This window comes from Bartonella sp. AC70YNML, from assembly GCF_042196545.1.
In the GTDB taxonomy this organism is placed as follows: Bacteria; Pseudomonadota; Alphaproteobacteria; order Rhizobiales; family Rhizobiaceae; genus Bartonella.
Genome location: NZ_JBHIQK010000001.1, coordinates 201,189 through 222,455 on the forward strand (window position 1 = coordinate 201,189; position 21,267 = coordinate 222,455).

The 21,267-nt window shown below is 35.3% G+C and carries 15 protein-coding genes; 4 read left to right on the top strand and 11 right to left on the bottom strand.

Translation table 11 applies throughout. The features are described 5' to 3' along the window. Positions 1-153: 153 nt before the first annotated feature. Positions 154-2,043 carry a peptidyl-prolyl cis-trans isomerase gene (locus tag ACFIMU_RS01000; protein ID WP_375606260.1) on the top strand — a complete coding sequence of 630 codons (1,890 nt, stop codon included), beginning with the start codon at positions 154-156 and terminating at the stop codon, positions 2,041-2,043. Positions 2,044-2,860: 817 nt separating this feature from the next. On the opposite strand, the gene ACFIMU_RS01005 is transcribed toward ACFIMU_RS01000, so the two are convergent. The 9 genes from ACFIMU_RS01005 to tatA all read right to left on the bottom strand — a co-directional run bounded on the left by ACFIMU_RS01005 (position 2,861) and on the right by tatA (position 11,594). Then, positions 2,861-3,721, bottom strand: a complete 861-nt coding sequence (locus ACFIMU_RS01005; protein ID WP_375606261.1) for a phytoene/squalene synthase family protein — start codon at positions 3,719-3,721, stop codon at positions 2,861-2,863. Between the two features lie 876 nt (positions 3,722-4,597). Then, complete coding sequence (locus tag ACFIMU_RS01010; protein ID WP_375606262.1) at positions 4,598-4,984, bottom strand: Mth938-like domain-containing protein; 387 nt, start codon at positions 4,982-4,984, stop codon at positions 4,598-4,600. A gap of 462 nt (positions 4,985-5,446) precedes the next feature. Further along, positions 5,447-5,899 (bottom strand): preprotein translocase subunit YajC, encoded by a 453-nt coding sequence (yajC, locus tag ACFIMU_RS01015; protein WP_375606263.1) that lies wholly within the window; start codon positions 5,897-5,899, stop codon positions 5,447-5,449. Between the two features lie 684 nt (positions 5,900-6,583). Next, the gene (locus ACFIMU_RS01020) at positions 6,584-7,765 is read right to left on the bottom strand and encodes a peptidoglycan DD-metalloendopeptidase family protein (protein ID WP_375696741.1); all 1,182 of its coding nucleotides are present in this window, start codon (positions 7,763-7,765) and stop codon (positions 6,584-6,586) included. 155 nt (positions 7,766-7,920) lie between these two features. Further along, complete coding sequence (locus tag ACFIMU_RS01025) at positions 7,921-8,580, bottom strand: protein-L-isoaspartate(D-aspartate) O-methyltransferase (protein WP_375606265.1); 660 nt, start codon at positions 8,578-8,580, stop codon at positions 7,921-7,923. Positions 8,581-8,713: 133 nt separating this feature from the next. Further along, complete coding sequence (gene serS, locus ACFIMU_RS01030) at positions 8,714-9,991, bottom strand: serine--tRNA ligase (protein WP_375606266.1); 1,278 nt, start codon at positions 9,989-9,991, stop codon at positions 8,714-8,716. Between the two features lie 61 nt (positions 9,992-10,052). Further along, positions 10,053-10,835, bottom strand: a complete 783-nt coding sequence (tatC, locus tag ACFIMU_RS01035) for a twin-arginine translocase subunit TatC (protein ID WP_375606267.1) — start codon at positions 10,833-10,835, stop codon at positions 10,053-10,055. Further along, complete coding sequence (locus ACFIMU_RS01040; RefSeq protein WP_375606268.1) at positions 10,832-11,236, bottom strand: twin-arginine translocase subunit TatB; 405 nt, start codon at positions 11,234-11,236, stop codon at positions 10,832-10,834. Before ACFIMU_RS01040 ends, tatC begins: the two co-directional genes overlap by 4 nt. A 55-nt stretch (positions 11,237-11,291) precedes the next feature. Then, entirely contained in the window at positions 11,292-11,594 is a 303-nt protein-coding gene (gene tatA, locus ACFIMU_RS01045) for a twin-arginine translocase TatA/TatE family subunit (protein ID WP_375606269.1), read from the bottom strand. 1,641 nt (positions 11,595-13,235) lie between these two features. On the opposite strand from tatA, the gene ACFIMU_RS01050 reads away from it, so the two are divergent. From ACFIMU_RS01050 to pgsA, 3 genes are all read left to right on the top strand, one after another. Continuing rightward, positions 13,236-14,099: a 23S rRNA (adenine(2030)-N(6))-methyltransferase RlmJ gene (locus ACFIMU_RS01050; protein WP_375696742.1), complete on the top strand. Its 864-nt coding sequence runs from the start codon at positions 13,236-13,238 to the stop codon at positions 14,097-14,099. A 391-nt stretch (positions 14,100-14,490) separates the two neighbouring features. Beyond that, positions 14,491-16,470, top strand: a complete 1,980-nt coding sequence (gene uvrC, locus ACFIMU_RS01055) for an excinuclease ABC subunit UvrC (RefSeq protein WP_375696743.1) — start codon at positions 14,491-14,493, stop codon at positions 16,468-16,470. Between the two features lie 72 nt (positions 16,471-16,542). Further along, positions 16,543-17,124, top strand: a complete 582-nt coding sequence (gene pgsA, locus ACFIMU_RS01060; protein ID WP_273723320.1) for a CDP-diacylglycerol--glycerol-3-phosphate 3-phosphatidyltransferase — start codon at positions 16,543-16,545, stop codon at positions 17,122-17,124. 317 nt (positions 17,125-17,441) lie between these two features. Here the strand turns inward: pgsA and ndk are convergent, their stop codons facing one another. Further along, positions 17,442-17,864 (bottom strand): nucleoside-diphosphate kinase, encoded by a 423-nt coding sequence (ndk, locus tag ACFIMU_RS01065; protein WP_375696744.1) that lies wholly within the window; start codon positions 17,862-17,864, stop codon positions 17,442-17,444. A gap of 267 nt (positions 17,865-18,131) precedes the next feature. Further along, positions 18,132-20,723: a BafA family autotransporter gene (gene bafA / locus ACFIMU_RS01070; protein ID WP_375696745.1), complete on the bottom strand. Its 2,592-nt coding sequence runs from the start codon at positions 20,721-20,723 to the stop codon at positions 18,132-18,134. Positions 20,724-21,267 lie beyond the last annotated feature (544 nt).

The following is a 21,267-nucleotide window of genomic DNA, read 5'->3' on the forward strand; positions in this document are numbered from 1 at the left end:
TTTTCACCTCAAGAGCTATTATAATATATTATTTATCTGTAAGTACCAAATTATAAAGTGAAAGCAAGTCTTTAAAGCTTGCATCTTTCGTGTCTTTGTTGCAAATTCCGTTACTGCTTTGATAATAACTCATGTTAAAAGTGGAATTAAACAATGCTTGACATCGTAAGAAATGCTGCAAATTCTTGGATTGCCAGAATTTTCCTTGCTATTTTACTCTTATGCTTCATTCTTTTATGGGGGATACCACAGTTACACACCAAAAATGAAAGAGGCCTTATTACTTCTGGAAAGTCCACAGTAACTGTCGATGATTATCGTCTCGCTCTTGCCGATCAAAGCGCACGTTTAGCACATGCCGCTCATCTTGGACGAATGTTTACGCCAAATGAAATGCAGCAATACCAAATTCCCGCTTTTGTGTTTAATCAATTACAACAAAATACACTGCTTGATGAACAAGCCCGTAAAATGAAAATAAGTCTTTCAAAAGATACAATAGCGCGTATGATTGGAACTGATAATATGTTCCAAATAAATGGCACTTTTGATAAAAATTTATTTTATAACTATCTTCAGCATTTACGTATCAGTGAAAGTGCTTTTCTTAATTATTACACCAGAAAAGAAAAGCGTAACCAAATTATTTCAGCTTTATTCTCTGATATGAAAGCACCAGATCTCTTCTATAAAGCACTTGCTCTTTATCAAGGAGAAATGCGTATCGCAGATTATCTCATGATTGATCTAAAAGAAAAGGAAATAACAGCTGATCCTGATGACGAAACACTGCAAAAATGGTTTGAAACACATCAAAATGAATTTCGTACTCCAGAATACCGCACTGTCTCTTTATTATCTATGGAACTTAATGATTTCGTAAAACCTAAAGATATCCCAACAGATGAGGCAAAAGCTTATTATACCCAAAATGCTTCACGTTTTGTAACCCCTGAAAAGCGTACATTCGAAGAACTGCGATTCCCCTCACGCGAAGAAGCCGATAATGCAGCAAAAAAAATAGCCGATGGATTGAGTTTTGATGAACTGGTAAAAGCTGAAAAAAAGACTCTTAATGACATACAAAAAGGGCCTCTCGCAGAAAATGAACTTCCTAGCCATCTAGCATCCGAAATTTTTGAACTCCAACAAGGGCAAGTCAGTGCTGTAATCAATGACTTACAGGGACCTGTTATCATTCGCATCATACATATTGAACCCTCAAGCTCTCTTCCTTTTGAAAGTGTAGAAGAAAATATTCGCCAAATACTTGCCAAAAATCGTGCTACGGATGATATTCGTAATAATTATGTAGCCATTGAAAATGCTCGTTTTGAGGGTGCTTCTCTCAAAGAGTTAGCTGACCAATACAAGTTATCTTTGCGCACAATTACCATTGATAAAACGGGGAAAACGCTTGAAGGTGCAATACTCACGGATTTACCTCAAAAAGATATTTTACTGAATGCCATCTATCAATCAAACGAAGGTGTCGATCTTGATCCTCTCTCTTTTCAAAATGGTGGGTATCTCTGGTATAAGGTCGATAAAATTATTCCTGCCCGCGATAAGACACTTGAAGAAGCTAAGCTAGATGTTCTTTCTCAATGGAAAAATGAGGAAATCCAACGTCTTCTTGATGAAAAAGCCCAAAATGCTCTCAAACAGCTCACGGAAGGAAAAAGTCTTGTTGCTCTTGCTCATACCCTTGGTGTTACAAAACAAACAACACCAGCCCTCCGGCGTCAAGATTCATCTGAAGTCCTTGGTGTTGAAGGTGTTAAAGCCTTGTTTTCTGGTCCCAAAGGTCATTATGGTGTCATAAAAGGACCGGTTGCAACAAACCGTATCATTTATCAAATAAAGACTGTAACAATGCCTAAAGATATCACGTCTCATACTCTTTCAACTGAGGTCCGCGCCAATATAGATATGATGATAAGAGAAGATCTTAAGCTAGAAATGCTCCAAGTTGCCAATAAAGAACATCCTTTGGAAATTAATAGCACAAATTATAATCAGATCTTTAACGCTCTCCAATAAAAAGATTGTGCATAATTTAAAGGGCTTATTTGATAAAGTGTCTATCGCTCTTCGTCTATAGTTTAAGAGGTAAGACAGGTTTCTTGTCTGCATATCTTAGTATCAGCGTTTTTATAATGATTCATTTTCTCGCAAAACAGTGCATGTATGGATTTGCGAGAAAATAGTCAATGGAATGTAGAATCGTTTTTGCAATGCATTAAAAAACATTATCCATCCAAAGGTTGTCGCCCATTAAGCTATAAATGTCATCCCTATCGTCATTCATTCATAGCTCATATTGCTACTCTTAATATTCATTCATAGGGAGCGTATTGCTTCTTCCTTAAATGATTTCATTTACACACCCAACTTATAATAGATAAAAAAACTATTTTTAAAATTCATTATAAAAATGGAGAAATCTTGTTCTATTCAAGACTCTCATTCAATATGAGAAAAAACGAATTATCATTATAAATCAATATATTCATAAATCATAACAGTCATCAATTATGATGTTATAATTTCTCAAAAATAAGAGTTTTTTATAGACTTATAGACTGCTAAGATAACTTGTCTCATAAAATAGAAATTTTATTTCATGTTTTTCTTTCTCTGCATCTCACCTATCCAATACACTGAATAAAACATACTACTGATTAAGAAATATACCGTATTTTCAAGATCACAAAATTTCTTATTCTTTTGTGTTCATAACAACCAAAACATCAACATTTTTTATAACAAAAAAATGGTTTGGAATCACAATAGCTCCTTTATCTTCATATGAGAAAATCAGTCTACATGTCACGCATTCCAACATAGTAATATTCTTTTACAATATCTTTGGAAAATTGCCGCTTATTGCTGCCCTTGTTATCAACCAATAGCGATACATCAATGGCAAAGTTGCGCTCTCTTGAAAAATTGCTGCCCCCAGCTGTATAGCTTTTTGAAGAGAAGCCGGTACAATGACCAATGGAAGAAAAGCTGGCTTAAGAACTCTCGGTAAAGTACAAGAATACTCGTAAAATCGGTTATAATGATCGCGCGATAATGCTACCATAGCTTCAACAATACAATTCTTTTGTTGATCACTGAGACGATGAGATTCCAAATCTTCCCTATTCACTCCTACAGCTTTTAATATATCAGTGGGTAAATAATATTGATATCGTGATTGCATGAATGATAAAAGACGCAATACACCGCTTAATCCTTGAGAAATCCCTCCGTATTCATAGATATCTGTAAACTCTTGTGCAGTTTCAGGATCTAATATCTGACAAGAAAGCTGTAAAATTATGCCTGCTGTCTCACTACAATAATGCTCTAGATCATGAAGTGTTTCTATTGGATTGTGATAAAGATCTAAAATTTGCGCATCACAATAACGTAAAAAAGCTGTCTTAGGTAAATTAAAAAGAGTCATTGCTTTTAATAAATCATTCAAAATCGGATTGTTTCCACTCGTTTGCATTTCACCATGAGCAATAGCGTCATACCACCAACGTAACCGTATTTCTCCTATAAGTGGATCATGTACACTTTCGCGGATACGAGAAACTTCAGCATTAAATACATAAAGAGCAGCCAATGCTTGGCGCTTTTTTTTAGGCGCAAATAAAACCGATATATAGCGATCACGATCTATGGTACGTAAAATATCAAGACAATAAGGAAGAGAGCCTATCATTCTATGAACCTATTAACGTCCCTTTTTTAGCAATTAAATTAATACCCTCTTTTTATTCATATTAAAAAATGAAAGATAGGCAAATACAGTTCAGAAAATAAGATTTTTAAATGCGTCTCTTAACTGTATTATGAATTAAAATTTCTTTTCTAGTCCCTTTTCGTTTTAGAAAGAAAAAATTAAATAAATAATTTTTCTGATAAAACTTATCTTATCGGACTTCAAGTTTTCATTTGCAGTAAAAAAGCTAAAAACCAATCGTAACATGCATAGTAAAACTTGAACAACAAACAACGCAAAACACTTTTTCAGTGGATAGATGACAATGTTATTTTATAAAAAATGCACTGATCACAAAAACTTCATCAAATCATTGACCTCCTCCCCACTCTAAAAGACAAAGGTTCTTACCAACACCAATTTGTAAAAAATCCAATTGCTCTCGGTGCGTTTCTGTTACTATAAATGCATTGATTTATAATGACAATTTTGTGTTTTGTATGTTAAATTAGAATCCCAAATATCGTAGATATGCTTTCATTTCAAACCAATTTCATGTTACATCAATAAAAACTATTCCCTTGCACGTCACAAGCGGGACTGGCTTGTAGGTAAAAACTGTATAAGAAAGAATTAAAATGCCTCTTATGAACTGTCTCAAGTGCCAAGAGCTGATCACTCATGTGATTCATTAGGAACTACGAGCAAACTTTGTCCTGAATACTTGCTGCTGTATTTAAAAACACTTAATGTGTTAAGTTATGTACATTCTATACCCTTATATCACCGCCTTAAACGACAGTATTTTACAGCGCAGGAAATAATTACACAAGTCTTTCATGCTAGACCAGAGCCTTTTTTTTATTAAACAATACTCTATTCTACCGCAAATAATAACGCCGCAACAGCGCGATCTTCAGCCAATAAAACATTAAATGTACGGACCGCCGCTCCCGTACTCATTGTATCTGATGAAATACGTTTTTCCCATAAAAGCACCCGTAACTCTTCAGGTAATCGTAATAATTCAATTCCAGTACCTATTAATAAAACTTCGATTTCAGAAGCTTCTTCTAAAATACGAGATATATCCCCTTGAGTGGGAACAGGCCCTGCCATCTCAATGCCATAAATGCCTGATGGTACACAAATAATAGAACCTCTATGAGACATATCAGCAAAACGAAACCCACCATTTCCATAAGCATCAATAGGTGCGCGACTTGGAAAATGTGCTTCACGAATTTGAATTGCATCGAACATGAATATGCACCTTTTATTTTTGAATAATCCAATTGTCTTTGCTACTTCTCACCATAAAAATTAAAGTAAGGATGATATAAACATTGATATGTTAAACATAGCCTAGTATTGAAGTGAAAATTTTTATATAATACCCTAATCTTATCATACAACAAATATATGAAAATTTGGGAATAAACCGCAGTAAAATGCTATACCTGTTTAAATAAATCTATTTTTTAAAAAGTTTCCTCAGCTTATTTACTCACAAATCTCTTTTTATAAAAACAATGATCTTGTTTAAAAAACAGAAAAAAATTGCGTAATATTCTATAAATAAAACAACTATTTTAATAATCTAAAGAAAACAAAAACTCCATTTTCTGTAGCCACTATAAAAGCCCATTTTTCAATGAAATTGTCTTGATCTTGCCAAGCTTTTTATAAAAATGCTTAAAAAATGTAATAAACTGCCATTACACCTTAAGATGCATTTTCCTTTGATATAGCTTTTTTCTCTTTAGAGATACTCATATCTTCTTTCGTTGCCGTTTTAGATTTAGACTTTTGTGGTCTTTTTGCTTTAGCATTAAGTTTTGATTTTTTTTCTGCAATCGGCTCACCTTTAATGCGCACATCAGCTAATGTTGAGCGAATAACACGAATATTCATACTCTCACCAATTTCAACCTCTAATTCATCACTCTCGTCGTGAACCTTCGTAACCTTGCCGATAATACCACCACCCGTTATAACTGTATCACCACGACGTACTGCATTAAGCATTTCTTGGCGTTTTTTCATTTGGGCACGCTGTGGACGAACGATAAAAAAATACATAATTGCAAAAATTAAAATGAATGGGACAGCGCTAGCAAATGAAATTCCACCGGAAACATCGCCTGCAATTTGAGCATAAGCGTTCGTAATAAACATTTTTATCTCCTATAGTTAAACCTCAGTTATTTCCCACTCTATTAAAATGAAATTCCGATACAGAAAAAATTCCTAAAGAATTTATCATAAAAAGCAATAACTACATAATCTAATCACAGCTTTACAAAAATACAATAAATCCTTAAGAGGCAGAATACCAAAATACAATGAGAAAAATCTTAAAAAATAGATTCACTTTCCCCTATTGTATATCCTACAATACAAATCTTTTCACTAACTCAATAAATTATACAAGATAATTTTTCTAATGAACAAACTTAATTTATATAGATAATTTATCGTTTTTGATATCAAATGACAGATCTAAATACAATAAAACGCTCTCATTTCAAACTTTCTGAATTAATCAAAACGATTTTCTTGCACGTCACACATATGAAATGAGCCTGTAGATAAAAACTTTTTAAGAAAGGCGTGAAATATTTTTTTCATGCTTCTCTCAAATGCAAGAGAAATTGGAACACTCAAAGCTGACAAATAGTATGATACTATTGTCTTACACTTTCATAAATACAAAGATGGTAATACCTAACGACCCCAACGAACTACTTTCCTGAAACCAATGATTTTTTGCTGCAATGTTATTGATTTAAGAAAATCAATTATTTTTCATGAATTTTCTATAAACTGTAAGACTATTCAAATGTAAAAGTCATCAATAAATTAGTTTTCTAAATATTTAAGGGGATCAACAGGTAATGAATTCTTACGCATCTCAAAATAGACACGTGGCGTTTTAACATTTCCTGAAACACCAGATTTAGCAATCTCATCACCGCGCCTTATCCTTTGTCCTTTGTTAACAACAAGCTTACTATTACATCCATAAATAGTGATAATATCATTTTCATGTCGAATCATCACAACATTACCAAGCTCTTTTAGTCCATCTCCCGCATAAATAACCACACCATTTTCTGCCGCCTTTACCGAAGACCCTTCAGGCACTGCAATATCTATTCCTCGATTCATTACTGTTCCCTTTTTTTGACCGAACTGGCTTAATAAACGCCCTCGTACTGGCCAACGCATCTTAGAAATTCCTGTGGCTTGCGGAGTCATCATATTATCTGTATTCGTAACAGTACTTGACAAACCAGTCTCATGTTTCAATTGCATCATCTGTCTAGAAATTTTTTTCTCAGAACTTGATTTGTTCATCTTTGCAGAGAGTGGCGTTGTTACAGGAGCTTTATATATAGGAGAGGACTTCTTGTTTTTTATAGAGGACATCACTTGAGATTGGGATGCAGATTCTGTTGTTGACACTGCCCAATCGTTATTATTGTGTGCATTTGAAGCTGCTAATGTACGCCTGCTTGGAACAACAAGGACCTGACCGATATAAATGGAATTGCCGTTTATACCATTTGCTAATTTTAATGCCTCAACACTAACCCCTACTTGTCGTGCAATACTGAGCAGTGTATCTCCACTCTGAACAATATAAGAATTCCGCCGAAAAATAGGAGATTTATCCATTTCTGAACGAGAAAGTGTTCCAAGATTACGTGGAGGGGCGCCCATAACGCGACCATCAGAAGAAGTTATCCTACCTTGATGTAGAAAATTATAGGGGGAATTATCATCTCCCCACGAATCATCGCTTGATTCCACAGGTGGCAATTCAGTGCTTTGTATCATACCACTACCGTATGATAGCATTCGCGGATCTGTATACATAGTACTTGATATATTTGATTGAGATGATACCGTACGATGAGAGAACGTATCGGAAAAACGCTGTGTACCAGAACTACAACCAGCAACAATAGTTACCACCGCTAACAAAGTTATTCTCTGAAAATTATGCTGGAAAATATTATCCAAAGCTTTTAGACACATCGTTTTGCTCACTCATCAATAATCAACTCACTCCATTAAAGCTTTTTTAAATTACCGAAGAGTTAAAATGAGATGTTTTATTCATAAATATCTTTATATAAGATCAAAATGAATTTAACGTAGGCAATTTGCAGAAATTTCTTAGCTTTTAAAAATTAAAGTATCTCTGCAATGCCTTTAATAAAAGGTTGGTAACGCACTTGGAACAGTTCTAAACACTCAAATCGACTACCGATTTTTGTATAGCGCGTCACCGTTTGTACCCCTTCGTCAGGTCCTATCGCCTGAATGAGAATTCCATTTTCAGCTAAAAGTTCTAAAAATTCCTTGGGTTCATCAAAACGTGATGGCCAAATAAGAATGCGATCAAATGATCCTAAGCCTGTCACACTATGACTTCCATCAATTTGCCGTATAACAATATTTTCAATTCCTAAAGTTTGAAATTTTTGTCGTGCTAAATCAACAAGCGTTTTATAACGATCAATCGTTGTCACACGGTCACTCAGACATGCTATAAGAGCAGTACAAAAACCAGATCCTGTACCAATTTCTAAGACACGATGCCTTTTTTTCAACGATAATGCCGAAAGAATTAAGAGTTGTTCTTCCAAACGTTCCATATATTCACCACACTCAAGGGGAATAACTTTATTATCATAAGCACTATTGAACCAAGGAGCAGCAACAAACTGTTGACGCGGAATTTTCTCTAATGCAGAAAAAAATCGCACGTCATCAATGCCTTTGCTACGCATTTTCAGTACAAGAGCGGCTAACTCCTCACGAAATTGTAAAATACCCTTTTGCCCCATAGTATCATTCAATCTCCAATGAAGGTGCACTTTTATCATACTGACAAACTGCTTCTTTTAAAATGGCAAAAACTTGCGCCTGTGTATCATCACCTCTTGGCAATAAACGCATATTGTCTCTCCTTTCGTAAAATTAAGCAGTAATACAGCGCATGCCTCCCATATAAGGTTGTAAAACATCTGGAATAATAATTGATCCATCAGCCTGTTGATAATTTTCAAGTACGGCAATAAGACAACGTCCAACAGCCGTACCAGAACCATTAAGGCTATGAACAAAATGCAATTTTTTATCGCCGTCTTTACGATAGCGCGCATTCATACGACGACCTTGAAAATCTCCACAAACTGAACAGCTAGAAATTTCACGATAACATTCTTGACCAGGAAGCCAAACCTCGATGTCATAGGTTTTACGCGCTGCAAACCCCATATCACCCGTAGAAAGAACCACTGTGCGAAAAGGCAAATCAAGCCGTTTTAATATATCTTCTGCACATTCAGTCATACGTTCCAATTCAATTAAAGACTGCTCTTCACTGGTAATCGAGACCATTTCAACTTTCCAAAATTGATGCTGACGCAACATACCGCGCGTATCACGACCGGCTGCTCCAGCCTCTGAACGAAAACAAGGAGATAAAGAAGAAAATCGCAGTGGTAAATCTGATATTTCAAGAATTTCATCGTTAACCAAATTAGTTAATGGTACTTCTGCAGTAGAAATAAGCCATCGACCATCTGTTGTCTGAAAAAGATCCTCTGCAAACTTCGGCAATTGTGCTGCTCCGTAAACAATCTCATCACGAACAAGAAGAGGTACTGAGACTTCTGTATAACCATGCTCATTCACATGCACATCAAGCATAAATTGTCCTAATGCTCGTTCTAGCCGTGCTAACGCCCCTGAAAGCACTGTAAAACGTGTTCCAGACAAACGACTAGCTCGCTCAAAGTTCATTTGTTTGAGATCTTGACCAAGATCAAAATGTTCCTTTGGTGTAAAATTAAATGTTGGAGGTGTACCAAAATGTCGAATGACGACATTATCACTTTCATCTTTACCTTCTGGAACATCATCTAATGGAATATTTGGAAGTGCTGAAAGAAGTTTCTCAAGACTCTCCGTCAGTTGCTTTTCTTCCACTGTTGCAGAGGAAAGAAAAGCTTTAATCTCTTCAACTTCAGCTCTAAGACGTTCAGCCATTTGCTGATCAGATACAGCCAAAGCCTGTCCTATTTCCTTTGAAACAGCATTGCGATGTTCCTGCGCCAATTGCACCTTAGCAATATGCGACCGACGTGCAAGATCAAGTTGTATTAACCTTTTAGCTTGTGGCTCAAGACCTCTACTTACGAGTGCTTTATCTAATTTCTCAGGATTGTCACGAATCCACTTAATATCAAGCATAAAAATTCCTCATTTATATTGTTTTTATTCATTCCTTATCGCATAAGATTATACACTTTTCTTAAGCGGATTTTCTTCTCTTTTCTATACTGTAAGCAATTAAAATTGAAATCTCGTAAAGTGCTATCGTTGGTAAAGCCACTGCAAACATCGTAAAAAAATCCGACGGCGTTATGATTGCCGCAATGATAAAAGAGAGCAAAATAGCCCATTTTCGTTTAGACGCCAAATCATGAGATGTTAAAAATCCAATTTTTGTTAAAAGACTGATGACAAGAGGTAATTGAAAAATCAAACCAAAAATTAGGATAAATGATGTCATAAAGCCCAAATAATCAGAAATACGCACTATAAACTCTATTTTTAAATGAACATCTGGAAGAAATTGTTGAGAAAGGCTAAACCATAGTATTATTGGCGCGAATAGACCATAAACAAACGCTCCTCCAATACAAAATAAAATAGGCCCCCCAATGAGAAATGGTAAAAAAGCCATCCGCTCATTTTTATAAAGCCCTGGTGCAATAAAACTATAAAACTGAAAAGCCGTATAGGGAAAAGATAAAATAATTCCCCCAAAAGCAGAAAGCTTCATCTTCGTTAAAAAAGTTTCCCATACTTGCGTTGATTGTAAACGAATTCCCTCAGGATTACCCCCTGCTATTTTCATTGCCCACTGATATGGCCATAGTAAAAAATTTAAGATATAATCTTTAACAAGAAAACACATCATAAAAGCGATCATAAATGCAACCAAGGCAGCAATAATTCGCTGACGAAGTTCAATTAAATGTTCTAAAAGTGGTGCCATATGGGCATCAACTTCATCTTTCTTAACATTCATGACATATCTTCTTTATCTTTAGAAGCGATAGATACTGTCGTATCTTTATTGGTTACGTTTTGATCGCATTCCAAAATTTCTTTATCTTTTTTTGATTTATAGTGTGTTTCCTTAACATCCCAATTATCGTGGATATCCTCTAATATATTTTGAGTGGGATCAAAAGTTTCTGCCAACTTCTTACTTGAATCGCTAATATCCGAACATACTTTTTGCAAATCATCGCGCTCGATTTGTTTTATTAAATTATCAAACTGATGACGAAGTTCATTTGCTGTTGAATACACATACGCTCTTATCTTTGCTACTGTCTTTAATATTTTAGGTAAGTCTTTTGGTCCAACGACAATGATGAGAACAAGTAAGATTACGATAAACTCTGATCCGTCAATCCCAAACATCTCTTAATTCGACTTTCTCATCAAAAAATATTGCACAATGATGATTGCGTTTTTGTTACTGTTTTTTAGCAACAGATGTTTTGCGTTTTTTAGAAGCAGAAGAAACCTTTCTGCGCACTGTTGCATGTTTTACCGATAACGGCTGAGATTGTTGAGATTCTACATCAATCATTTGGGAAGTAGGAGCCATTTCAACTTTATCCTCAATGCTATCATCTTCTTCCTTCATATTTTTTTTGAAGGCTTTAATTCCTTTAGCAACATCGCCCATTAATTCAGAAATTTTACCGCGACCGAAAAGCACAAAGATAATCAATAAAATTATAATTAAATGCGTTGGTGAAAAAATATTACCCATTATTCTCTCTAACTTTATGCTTTTAAATTTGATTTCATTTATTCATGCTTCCTCTGAAGAATGTATCAAATATAATATCTTACTTATATATTTTCTTCTTAACTTAAAAGCAATTACACGCTTTTATTGCAAAAAGAGCTTTTTATCCTCTTATCGCTTTTTAGCGTACTATAACACAAACCATTCAACAATGATAAACCGCTTCATACAAAATTCAAAACACTTAAAAACTTTTCTAAAATAACTTCATCTGATCTCTTAGGTTACTCATCTTCCTGTAAAGACTATAGCCAACGTCTTTCCTTTTAAACAATGTTGTACGTATCATTACAAATATTTCCGCCAAATTATCCGTTACTGATAAAAATCATAATGCTGTAAAACATTTTACGTATTCAATTAAAAAAATCAGAAAGAAAAATCTCTAAAAAACTTTCTTAACACATCATCAGTCTCTTCAAAAACGATCATCTTACGCACAACATTTATTCTTTGCGTTGGGGTGGGAATTTTATCATCCATTATTCCATACACAATACGAAATATGAGCCATCATCGTATTCAATTAAATATCTGTCGTGTAAATAAAAACTATTAGCGGAAAGAGTAAAAATGTACTTTATGAACCAACGCAAGTGCCAAGAGGTATGGCAATACTGCTAAAAAATAAAAAAGGTACCAGCTTGTGCCTTTATTCAGTAAAATACCTCCATATAACCAGCTCTCTAAGCCACGGCATGCTCTAACTATTACAAGTCTCTGGATTCTGGGCATGCGTTCTCATAATATCATGTGTTTAACCTATCTCAGTGTTGAAACCAGAATGGGCATTAATAGAAAATTACATTCAATCAAAAGCATGGCATCGAAGCATAATCCATGTAAAAAGAATTTCTTATCCTAGCCTTTTTTATAAGATTACCTTATAAAGCCGCTCGATAATACAGTGTTAGAGATAGATAAACCTATTTGCTTTAGTTTAAAATTCCTCATTTTATTGAGATAGCTTGCAGAGCACATATCAATTCTCAAAAGTTTTATTTTAGCATCATACACAATAACCTAGCCATTTAGCGTGTATAATGTAAAGCTTTGGCTCTGCTTAAAGCAATGAGATTCATTCATACTTTTACAAAAATCTATCACTATAACACCAGCACTTTATTGCTCTATCCATAATTTTACGCTTGCTAAAAAACTTATAAATGTAACAATGTTTTTATCAAGTATTTGAAATTCTTTAATCTTTAAACAAGAAAATTTATGAATGAATTTGAAAGGTACTCTTCAATTTTTCAACAAACTTCACTAATATTCTCGTTGATTGAGGTTTTTTATAGTATTCCTGGAAGAGACCGCGATCATAAAAAAATTCTCTTACAACATAAATATCTCTATTGAGATGTTTGATCTCTTCTTGTCTATCTCTCATATAAAAAATTTAAAATTTTAACGATTAAGCTCATAATATAAAAATAGCCCTGTGAATAAATGCTCCCATGACATTAATATTTTTTCTGTAGTGTATAATTTGGAAGTGAGGGCATTGTTTGATTTCTACAAGAGTATTTTTATGGATATCAATTCTATTATTCTATGCTAATAATCCGGTACAGTTACACATATGATAGAGTTTACTCCATGAATTATCGGCATATTTATCATGCTGGCAATTTTGCTGATGTTTTTAAACACATTATTGTCACTCGCATTGTAGAATATCTCAAACGCAAAGAAAAAGCTTTTCGCGTTATAGATACGCATGCTGGAATCGGTATTTATGACCTTTCTTCTTTAGAAGCACATAAAACAGGAGAGTGGCGCGAAGGTGTCCAACGACTTTTTTCAACTCCTATCCCAGAAGATTTAAGAACACTCCTTTGTCCATGGTGTGACATCATTGATGCCCTCAATAAAGGGGAAAAAGAAATTATATTTTATCCTGGATCTCCTGTTCTTATTCGTCAATTATTACGGAAACAAGATCGCCTCACCGCAATAGAATTGCACAATGAAGATTATCATATTTTAGCAAAAAACTTTGCAGGAGATTATCAGACAAAAGTTCTGCATTTAGATGGTTGGCTTTCCTTAAATGCTCATGTACCACCAAAAGAAAAACGTGGATTTATCCTTGTTGACCCTCCCTTTGAAAAAGCTGGAGAGTTTTCCCGCCTTATTGAGGGATTAACGAAAGCCTATCGTCGCTTTTCTGGAGGAATCTACGCTTTATGGTATCCTGTTAAATATGACAAAGAAATTGAAAGTTTTCTTCACGCGCTTTATCAAACAGGAATTCCTAAAATTCTCCAGCTTGAAATGCGTATCCGAAAAAAATCAACATCACCTACAATGAATGGAAGCGGTATGATTATTATTAACCCTCCCTACCTTTTGGAAGAAGAAATGAAAAAACTCAGCCCCTTTCTTATCAACCGTCTTGGACAAGATGAAAATGCCAAAATAACGCATAAGTGGCTTAAAAAAGAACATCTATTATTTTAGATCTTTTTCTGATATCTTTCCTAAATCAAATATCATGTTGTAAAATACAAAGGCATTAAATGATAAAGTTCTTTGATTCTTTGGATAATATCAACATATTATAATGATAAGCTAATAACGATCAGCGTGAATTATTTTTTTAGAAAGCCTATCCTCTTAATCATCATGGATTTCTTATTTCAATCATTTTAATGGATAAATTGGCCAAATTCATAAAGCTGTCTTAGAATAACAACTCTCATATTTTTTTATGAAAGATCGGCTCTCTAAAATCATACTCTTATGCTATAAGATATATTTATAAAAAAAATTATAAAGACATAAATAATCATTATTTAATAAAAAAGAATATTTCATATATTAAATAAACAACATATTCGTAATAAACGGAATGGTCCTGAAAAATAATACAAATTGTCCGCAAAATGAACGGGAAAAACTTTCTTTTCTCTCTAATGTTACATGGCATAATGCCAATCAAAGCAATGAGAAAAATCAGTTCCAAGGTATCAAGTTCATACAAGAGTTTGTTAGACACCTTCCGCATAAGCCAGGGGTTTACCGGATGATTGGTGAAAATGGTGATATTCTCTATGTTGGCAAAGCCCGTAATCTCAAAAAACGTGTTTCAAACTATACACGTGAACAAGGACACAATAATCGTATTACCCGCATGATTCGTGCAACATATCATATGGAATTTATCGTCACCCATACAGAAACAGAAGCACTCCTTTTAGAAGCCAATCTCATCAAAAGATTGCATCCACATTTTAATGTACTCCTGCGTGATGATAAAAGTTTTCCTTATATTATGATTACAGATGATCATCGAGTGCCTGCACTTTACAAACATCGTGGTGCTCGAATACGAAAAGCTCACTATTTTGGTCCTTTTGCTTCTGCTGGTGCAGTGACACAAACAGTTCATGTTTTACAACGCGCCTTTTTATTACGAACTTGTACTGATTCAGTTTTTGAAAACCGTACACGCCCCTGTTTGCTTTATCAAATTAAGCGATGTTCTGCACCTTGCACTCATGAAATTAGCGACAGTGATTATAAAGAACTGGTGAAAGGAGCAAAAGCGTTCCTTTCGGGAAAAGATCAATCTATTAAAAGCGATATGGTTCAAGCTATGCATAAAGCTGCAGAAAATCTTGATTTTGAACAAGCAGCTTCCTATCGTGACCGCCTATCAGCCCTTTCTCACATACAAAGCTATCAAGGTATAAATCCTCAAACGATAAAAGAAGCGGATGTTTTTGCGATTGCGCAAAAAGAAGGAATGACCTGTATTCAAGTGTTCTTTTTTCGCATGGGGCAAAATTGGGGAAACCGTGCTTATTTTCCTAAAGCAGATCCCTCTTTTTCCCGTACTGAAATTTTAGCAAGTTTTCTTGCCCAATTTTATGATGATAAACCACTTCCCAAAAGCATCCTTTTATCTGAAGAAATTGAAGAAAAGGCACTTCTTACAGAAGCATTTAGTCTCAAAGCAAACCACAAAGTATCCCTCTCTTTACCCAAACAAGGTGAACGGAAAACTCTTGTTAATCGTGCCTATCTCAATGCTCATGAAGCACTTGAACATAAGCTTTCTGAAACAGCCACCCATACAAAATTGCTTCAAGGTCTTGCTAAAACATTCCAACTACCTTTTCCTCCACGCCGGATAGAAGTCTATGACAATTCTCATATCATGGGAACAAATGCTGTAGGGGCTATGATTGTTGCTGGTCAAATGGGATTTATTAAAAATCAATATCGAAAATTCAACATTCGCTCAACAGATATCACGCCTGGCGATGATTTTGGTATGATGAAAGAAGTGATTAAACGAAGATTTTCACGCCTTATCAAAGAGCATGATCTGCCAAATAGAAGTCATAGCATAAAAGATGATGATCTTTTTCCCATTTGGCCTGACCTTATCTTAATCGATGGTGGTGAAGGACAAATCAACAGCGTACATGCAATACTTGCTGAATTACAATTAAATGATCTCTTCACAGTTGTTGGAATCGCCAAAGGTGTTGACCGTCATGCGGGACGTGAACGATTTTTTATAAAAGGTATTCCGCCCTTTACACTTCCTCCACGTGATCCTATCCTCTATTTTTTGCAACGTCTGCGTGATGAAGCACACCGTTTTGCGATTGGAACTCATAGGATAAAACGAAAAAAAGCAACATTCAAAAACCCACTTGATGAAATCGAAAATATCGGTCCGACAAGAAAGCGTGCGTTGCTTCATCATTTTGGAAGTGCCAAAGCTGTTGCTAGTGCCTCATTTGAAGATTTAAAAAAAGTTACGGGAATCTCTATGACAATTGCACAAAAAATTCATAACCATTTTCATGAAAAATAAGCTTGTTTCATAACCTTCGCCTTGTTACGTTTAGGAAATATATTCTCTTTCACAAGAATTAAAAATGGCTCCATGAAAAATCATACTTTTTCTTTTCCAAATATTTTAACTTATGCACGAATTGTTGCAGTCCCAATGGTTGTTGCATGCTTTTTTTTAGAAGGGCGGCTACAATCAAGTGATATCACCCGCTGGATTGCTGTTTCCATTTTTATCGTTGCATCCATTACTGACTTTCTTGACGGTTACCTTGCTCGTATTTGGGAACAAACATCCAATATTGGTCGCATGTTAGATCCAATTGCCGATAAACTTCTCGTCTCTGCTTGTTTGCTCTTGCTTGCCGCAGACAGTACCATCGCTGGATGGACTCTATGGGCAGCTATTATCATTCTTTGCAGAGAAATTCTTGTGTCAGGATTACGTGAATATTTGGCTGAGTTAAAAGTTAGTGTTCCTGTCTCTCGTCTTGCAAAATGGAAAACTTTTGTACAGATGATCGCTATTGTATTTCTTTTAGCTGGACCAGCTGGTAATAAAATTTTCCCTTACACAGTAGAGTTTGGTATTACTATGCTGTGGATTTCTGCCCTCCTTACATTGTGGACAGGGTGGGATTATTTTCGTGCAGGTTTAAAACACGTTATCCTATGAATAGTATGGAATTTTATAAAATGATTTATCTTTTTGTACTTAAATAAGAGATGAGAATAGCATAAGATTGATTTATTTTAAATCTATTAATGATAAATCAATAAAACACTTTTTTGCACATTACAAGTAAGGGTAGCGTGTAGATAAAAACTCTTCAGAAAAGAGTAAATAGGCTTTATATTTTCGTAAAAGCAGCTGCAATATTAAAAGCTAAAAAAATGATTAATGGCTCCATATGCTTTCAAAAAAATCTATAACCTCATAAGCAAAAAACCGAAATATAGTGTTTCGGATTTTTGCTTCTTATATACGCTTTATTAACCAACAATTTCTACCTCAGGAAACCAAAAGGCGATTTCTGTTTTTGCCGTTTCAGCACTATCGGATCCATGGACAGAATTTTCGCCAATCGATAAAGCATGAACCTTACGAATTGTCCCTTCTTCTGCATCACTAGGATTCGTAGCCCCCATTACTTCACGGTTTTTAGCTATTGCATTTTCACCTTCCAAAACTTGTACAACGGTTGGACCAGAAGACATAAATTCAACCAATTCACTAAAAAAAGGACGTTCTTTATGAACAGCATAAAATTTTTCAGCCTCACGTCTGCTCATCCAGACACGTTTAGACGCAATAACACGTAGCTCCGCATCCTCAAGCATTTTAGTAATTGCGCCAGTCAAATTACGACCGGTTGCGTCTGGTTTAATCATCGAAAAAGTACGCTCTAAAGCCATTTAACCACCTTTATTTCATTGATAATATTCTCTAGCCATTCCTATAGCGAGCAAGGAACCCTTTGCCAAGTGGCTCTGCAAAAATCTACACAAATTCTCAAAAATATAGAATAAATTATAAAGAAAACTTTAATAAAAATCCTGCAATTGCTCATCCCATCATAAAAATGCGCTACCGACTCTTAATAAATATTGAATCTTCTTCCATAATTTTAAATGCTTCCTATCAAAATTATCATTGAAATCAATCAAAAAATAACCATATCGTTAGAAACTATAGCGTACACCTAAAATACCCTGAAAGGACTGTTTTGTTTTATGTCCTTTAACATAATGGGCCTCACCATATAACTTTAACTTCTCACTCACAAAACTGCTTAAACCTAATCCTAACTTACCTGCATTGCCCGATAAGTCCGTGGTAAATGGATGACGTTGATTAATTAACGTTTGATTGTCATCTTTATTCTCACGCAACCATGCTGCTGTAATATACGCAAGCGATGAGGAATCCATGTGAGAACCAAATTCATATCCTAAAGATAAGCCAACCTCACTGCGTAATGAAGTAAATGGACGCATGTCACCTGTCATGCCATTCGATAACTTGATTTCTTTACCCTCAACACGCAACCATGTAAATTGTCCATAAGGCTGCAACCAACTGTTCTTTGACGTCTTAAGTCGATAACCAGCTTCAAAGGAAGTTCCCAATGCCCTTTGAGTATATGTTCCTTCAATCTCTAAACCATTCGTTGAAACGGCTTTTAGAGTATTTTGATAATGATTGTATTTTAAAATACCATCGAGATACCATCCACTATGATCAAAATAAGTGACATAAGCGCCAATACCATAAGTATTGATTCCACTGTTACCCCCCCGTGCATGCGCAACACGGGCACGATCATAACTGCCAAAACCACCTATATAAAACTCTCCATTTTCCCACTCGCTTAAACCATTGATCCCCAAAACGATACCGGTCTGATCCAGTTTAAAATCTATATGCTCTGTCACAATGCTCTCTTTAGATTTAATCGCATAAGTCCATAAAGCTGCATTCTTTTTACTTTTATCTAGAACTCCTCTTCCCGCACGTACGGTTTGCATTTCATTGTGAAAAACCATCACTGGAGCCACAGACATAGACAATACCGCATCTGTAGAGGGAGTGGTCAAAAAGTGAGAAACTGAAAACGTCTCGCTTAATTGTGAAGAAGGTTGTTCTTTATGAACTGGACGCACAATCATTTGATCGGCTAAAGAGTGAGAAGATTCTGAAACAGCAGTTTGTTGTTTTTCATCAGAAAGAGGATGAAGACCTGATGGAGGTAACGTTACAAGATTCTGATTTTCTTGAGAGGAAGATACCGAAACACTGGAAACATTCTGTGCCCCTCTTAAATGACGTGGAGGGCGTTGTTTGGGCATCTCTTTTTTAGTAGGTGGACGAGGACTGGTATTTTTCCCTCCAGAAGAGGAAGATTGATCAGACTGCGTACCACTCCTTGCAGATAATGAAAGAGGAGTCTTCGCTTTCTTATTCACACACTGTGCTTCAGTATTCGAACGTCCCATATCTTCAGAAGCTCTAGATAAATACCAAATTGTAGAATGACCACTAGAATCAGCACATCTTTCTCTCTTCAGCAAGCGATACTGATAGGTTCCACCATCAACAGCTGTAATTTCCGTCCCCGAAAGGTCTGCCAGCGTAAAATTAGCTCCTCCCTCTTGGCTTTTATCGGTAATTAAATTGACTCCGCTAACTAAACCATTCCTTTGTAGGAGAGAATCTGTAATTTCCCGACCAGAATCTGTAACACTTACTTTGTGGTTACCGGCACCATTATCGATCAACAAATAATCGCTATTATAATCTCCCATAGCATTTATATTAAAACGAAAATGTAAATCCCCTGAAAGTTTTTCAACATGAAGCGAAATATGTCTTGGATCATACGGAATAGAAGTAAAAGTAACAGTCCCTCCATTACCACCTAAATCTTTAATTTTAATCTGAGGTTTATGCTGGGTATCTCGTTCACCAATCTCAAATATTGTTTCTTCAACTCTGTCCTTTATAGGAATTTTTTTCTTAGTTGTATGATTTGTCCTATCACCAGCGAATAAATAAAGTTCTCCGTGATCATTGATCCTTACTTCTCCAAGGACATCTTGTATATCAACATGGAACCACGATTTGGCAGAATCTGTAATTGTTAAACTATTCACAAACCCTCTAGGATATACAACTTGAATAGCTTGATCCTTCAAAGTAGTTTTCAGAGATTCTCCTAACGCTAAAACGTGCTGTCTCCCATTCCCAGAAACCTCAGCATACATTGATTTCCCTCCCTCTTTTCTTTGTCCTGCATAAAGATTTTGTTCTCCATTATCTCCCACTTTCGTATACCAAGTCTCTGCCCCATCATACACATTCTGCTGCCCTATTGCTCCATCTCCACTAGTAACTGTGGAATTATATGCACTACTTCGTCTAACCACGCTTGTAAGATCAATATATGGCTCTTCATGAATAAACTGCTGCCCTCCCAAAATTTTGGCGTTCATTGCAATTCCTGCTCGTGTAACTATTTGCATCCCTCCTTTTTTAATAGTGGAACCTACAGAAGTTTCTCCATTTTCAACAAGCTCTACATCACCATATTCAATCGTAATATTATTTTTGAAAAAACTAGCAATCTGTTCTAATTTTTTTCCTTCCTCTTCTCTATTTACCACATCTGTTGCTCTTGTTAGCACTCTATTCCTACTCTCTACTGCACTTGCAGATTGCGCAAAACAACTACTGATCATCAATACTGAAAAACTTAACTTATATTTATACCGCATTATCCACACTCCACTCTCAATTATTTAGAAAAATACCCCGCGGCTACATAGGTAGCTCGTTTTAGATTGTATCATAATGTGTTTTATTTATGTCTAAATACAATTTTTTAGTGTATTTTTTTAATTTAAACAACTTTAAGTTGTTTATCTATCAACCACTAAAAAACTCTAACTTAAGGCAGAAAAATTGAATAAAATTCAAAATGTTTACTTAAATTCAAGGAATAATTTGCATATCTGGAATTATAGATGAAAAAAATGCTCGTGCCCTTTAATGGCACCCCCCTTCACGTAAAACAAAACGCCATTCGGTTGTACATTCACGCACTTGTTTTAAAGAGACATCTCTCAATGCACTCAAGCCCATTTCGTAACGTCATCCATGAATGATATACCGGTAAAGCCATTGCCCCCCTATTTTTACGCTTATGAAGAAGCGGGCCGATATCATCATACACTTTGCCATCCCAATGTTGTGACAGCCCTTGACACTAGAGACGATTCATCAGAGACATTTTTACTTCTTTTTTGTATAGTTTTTATA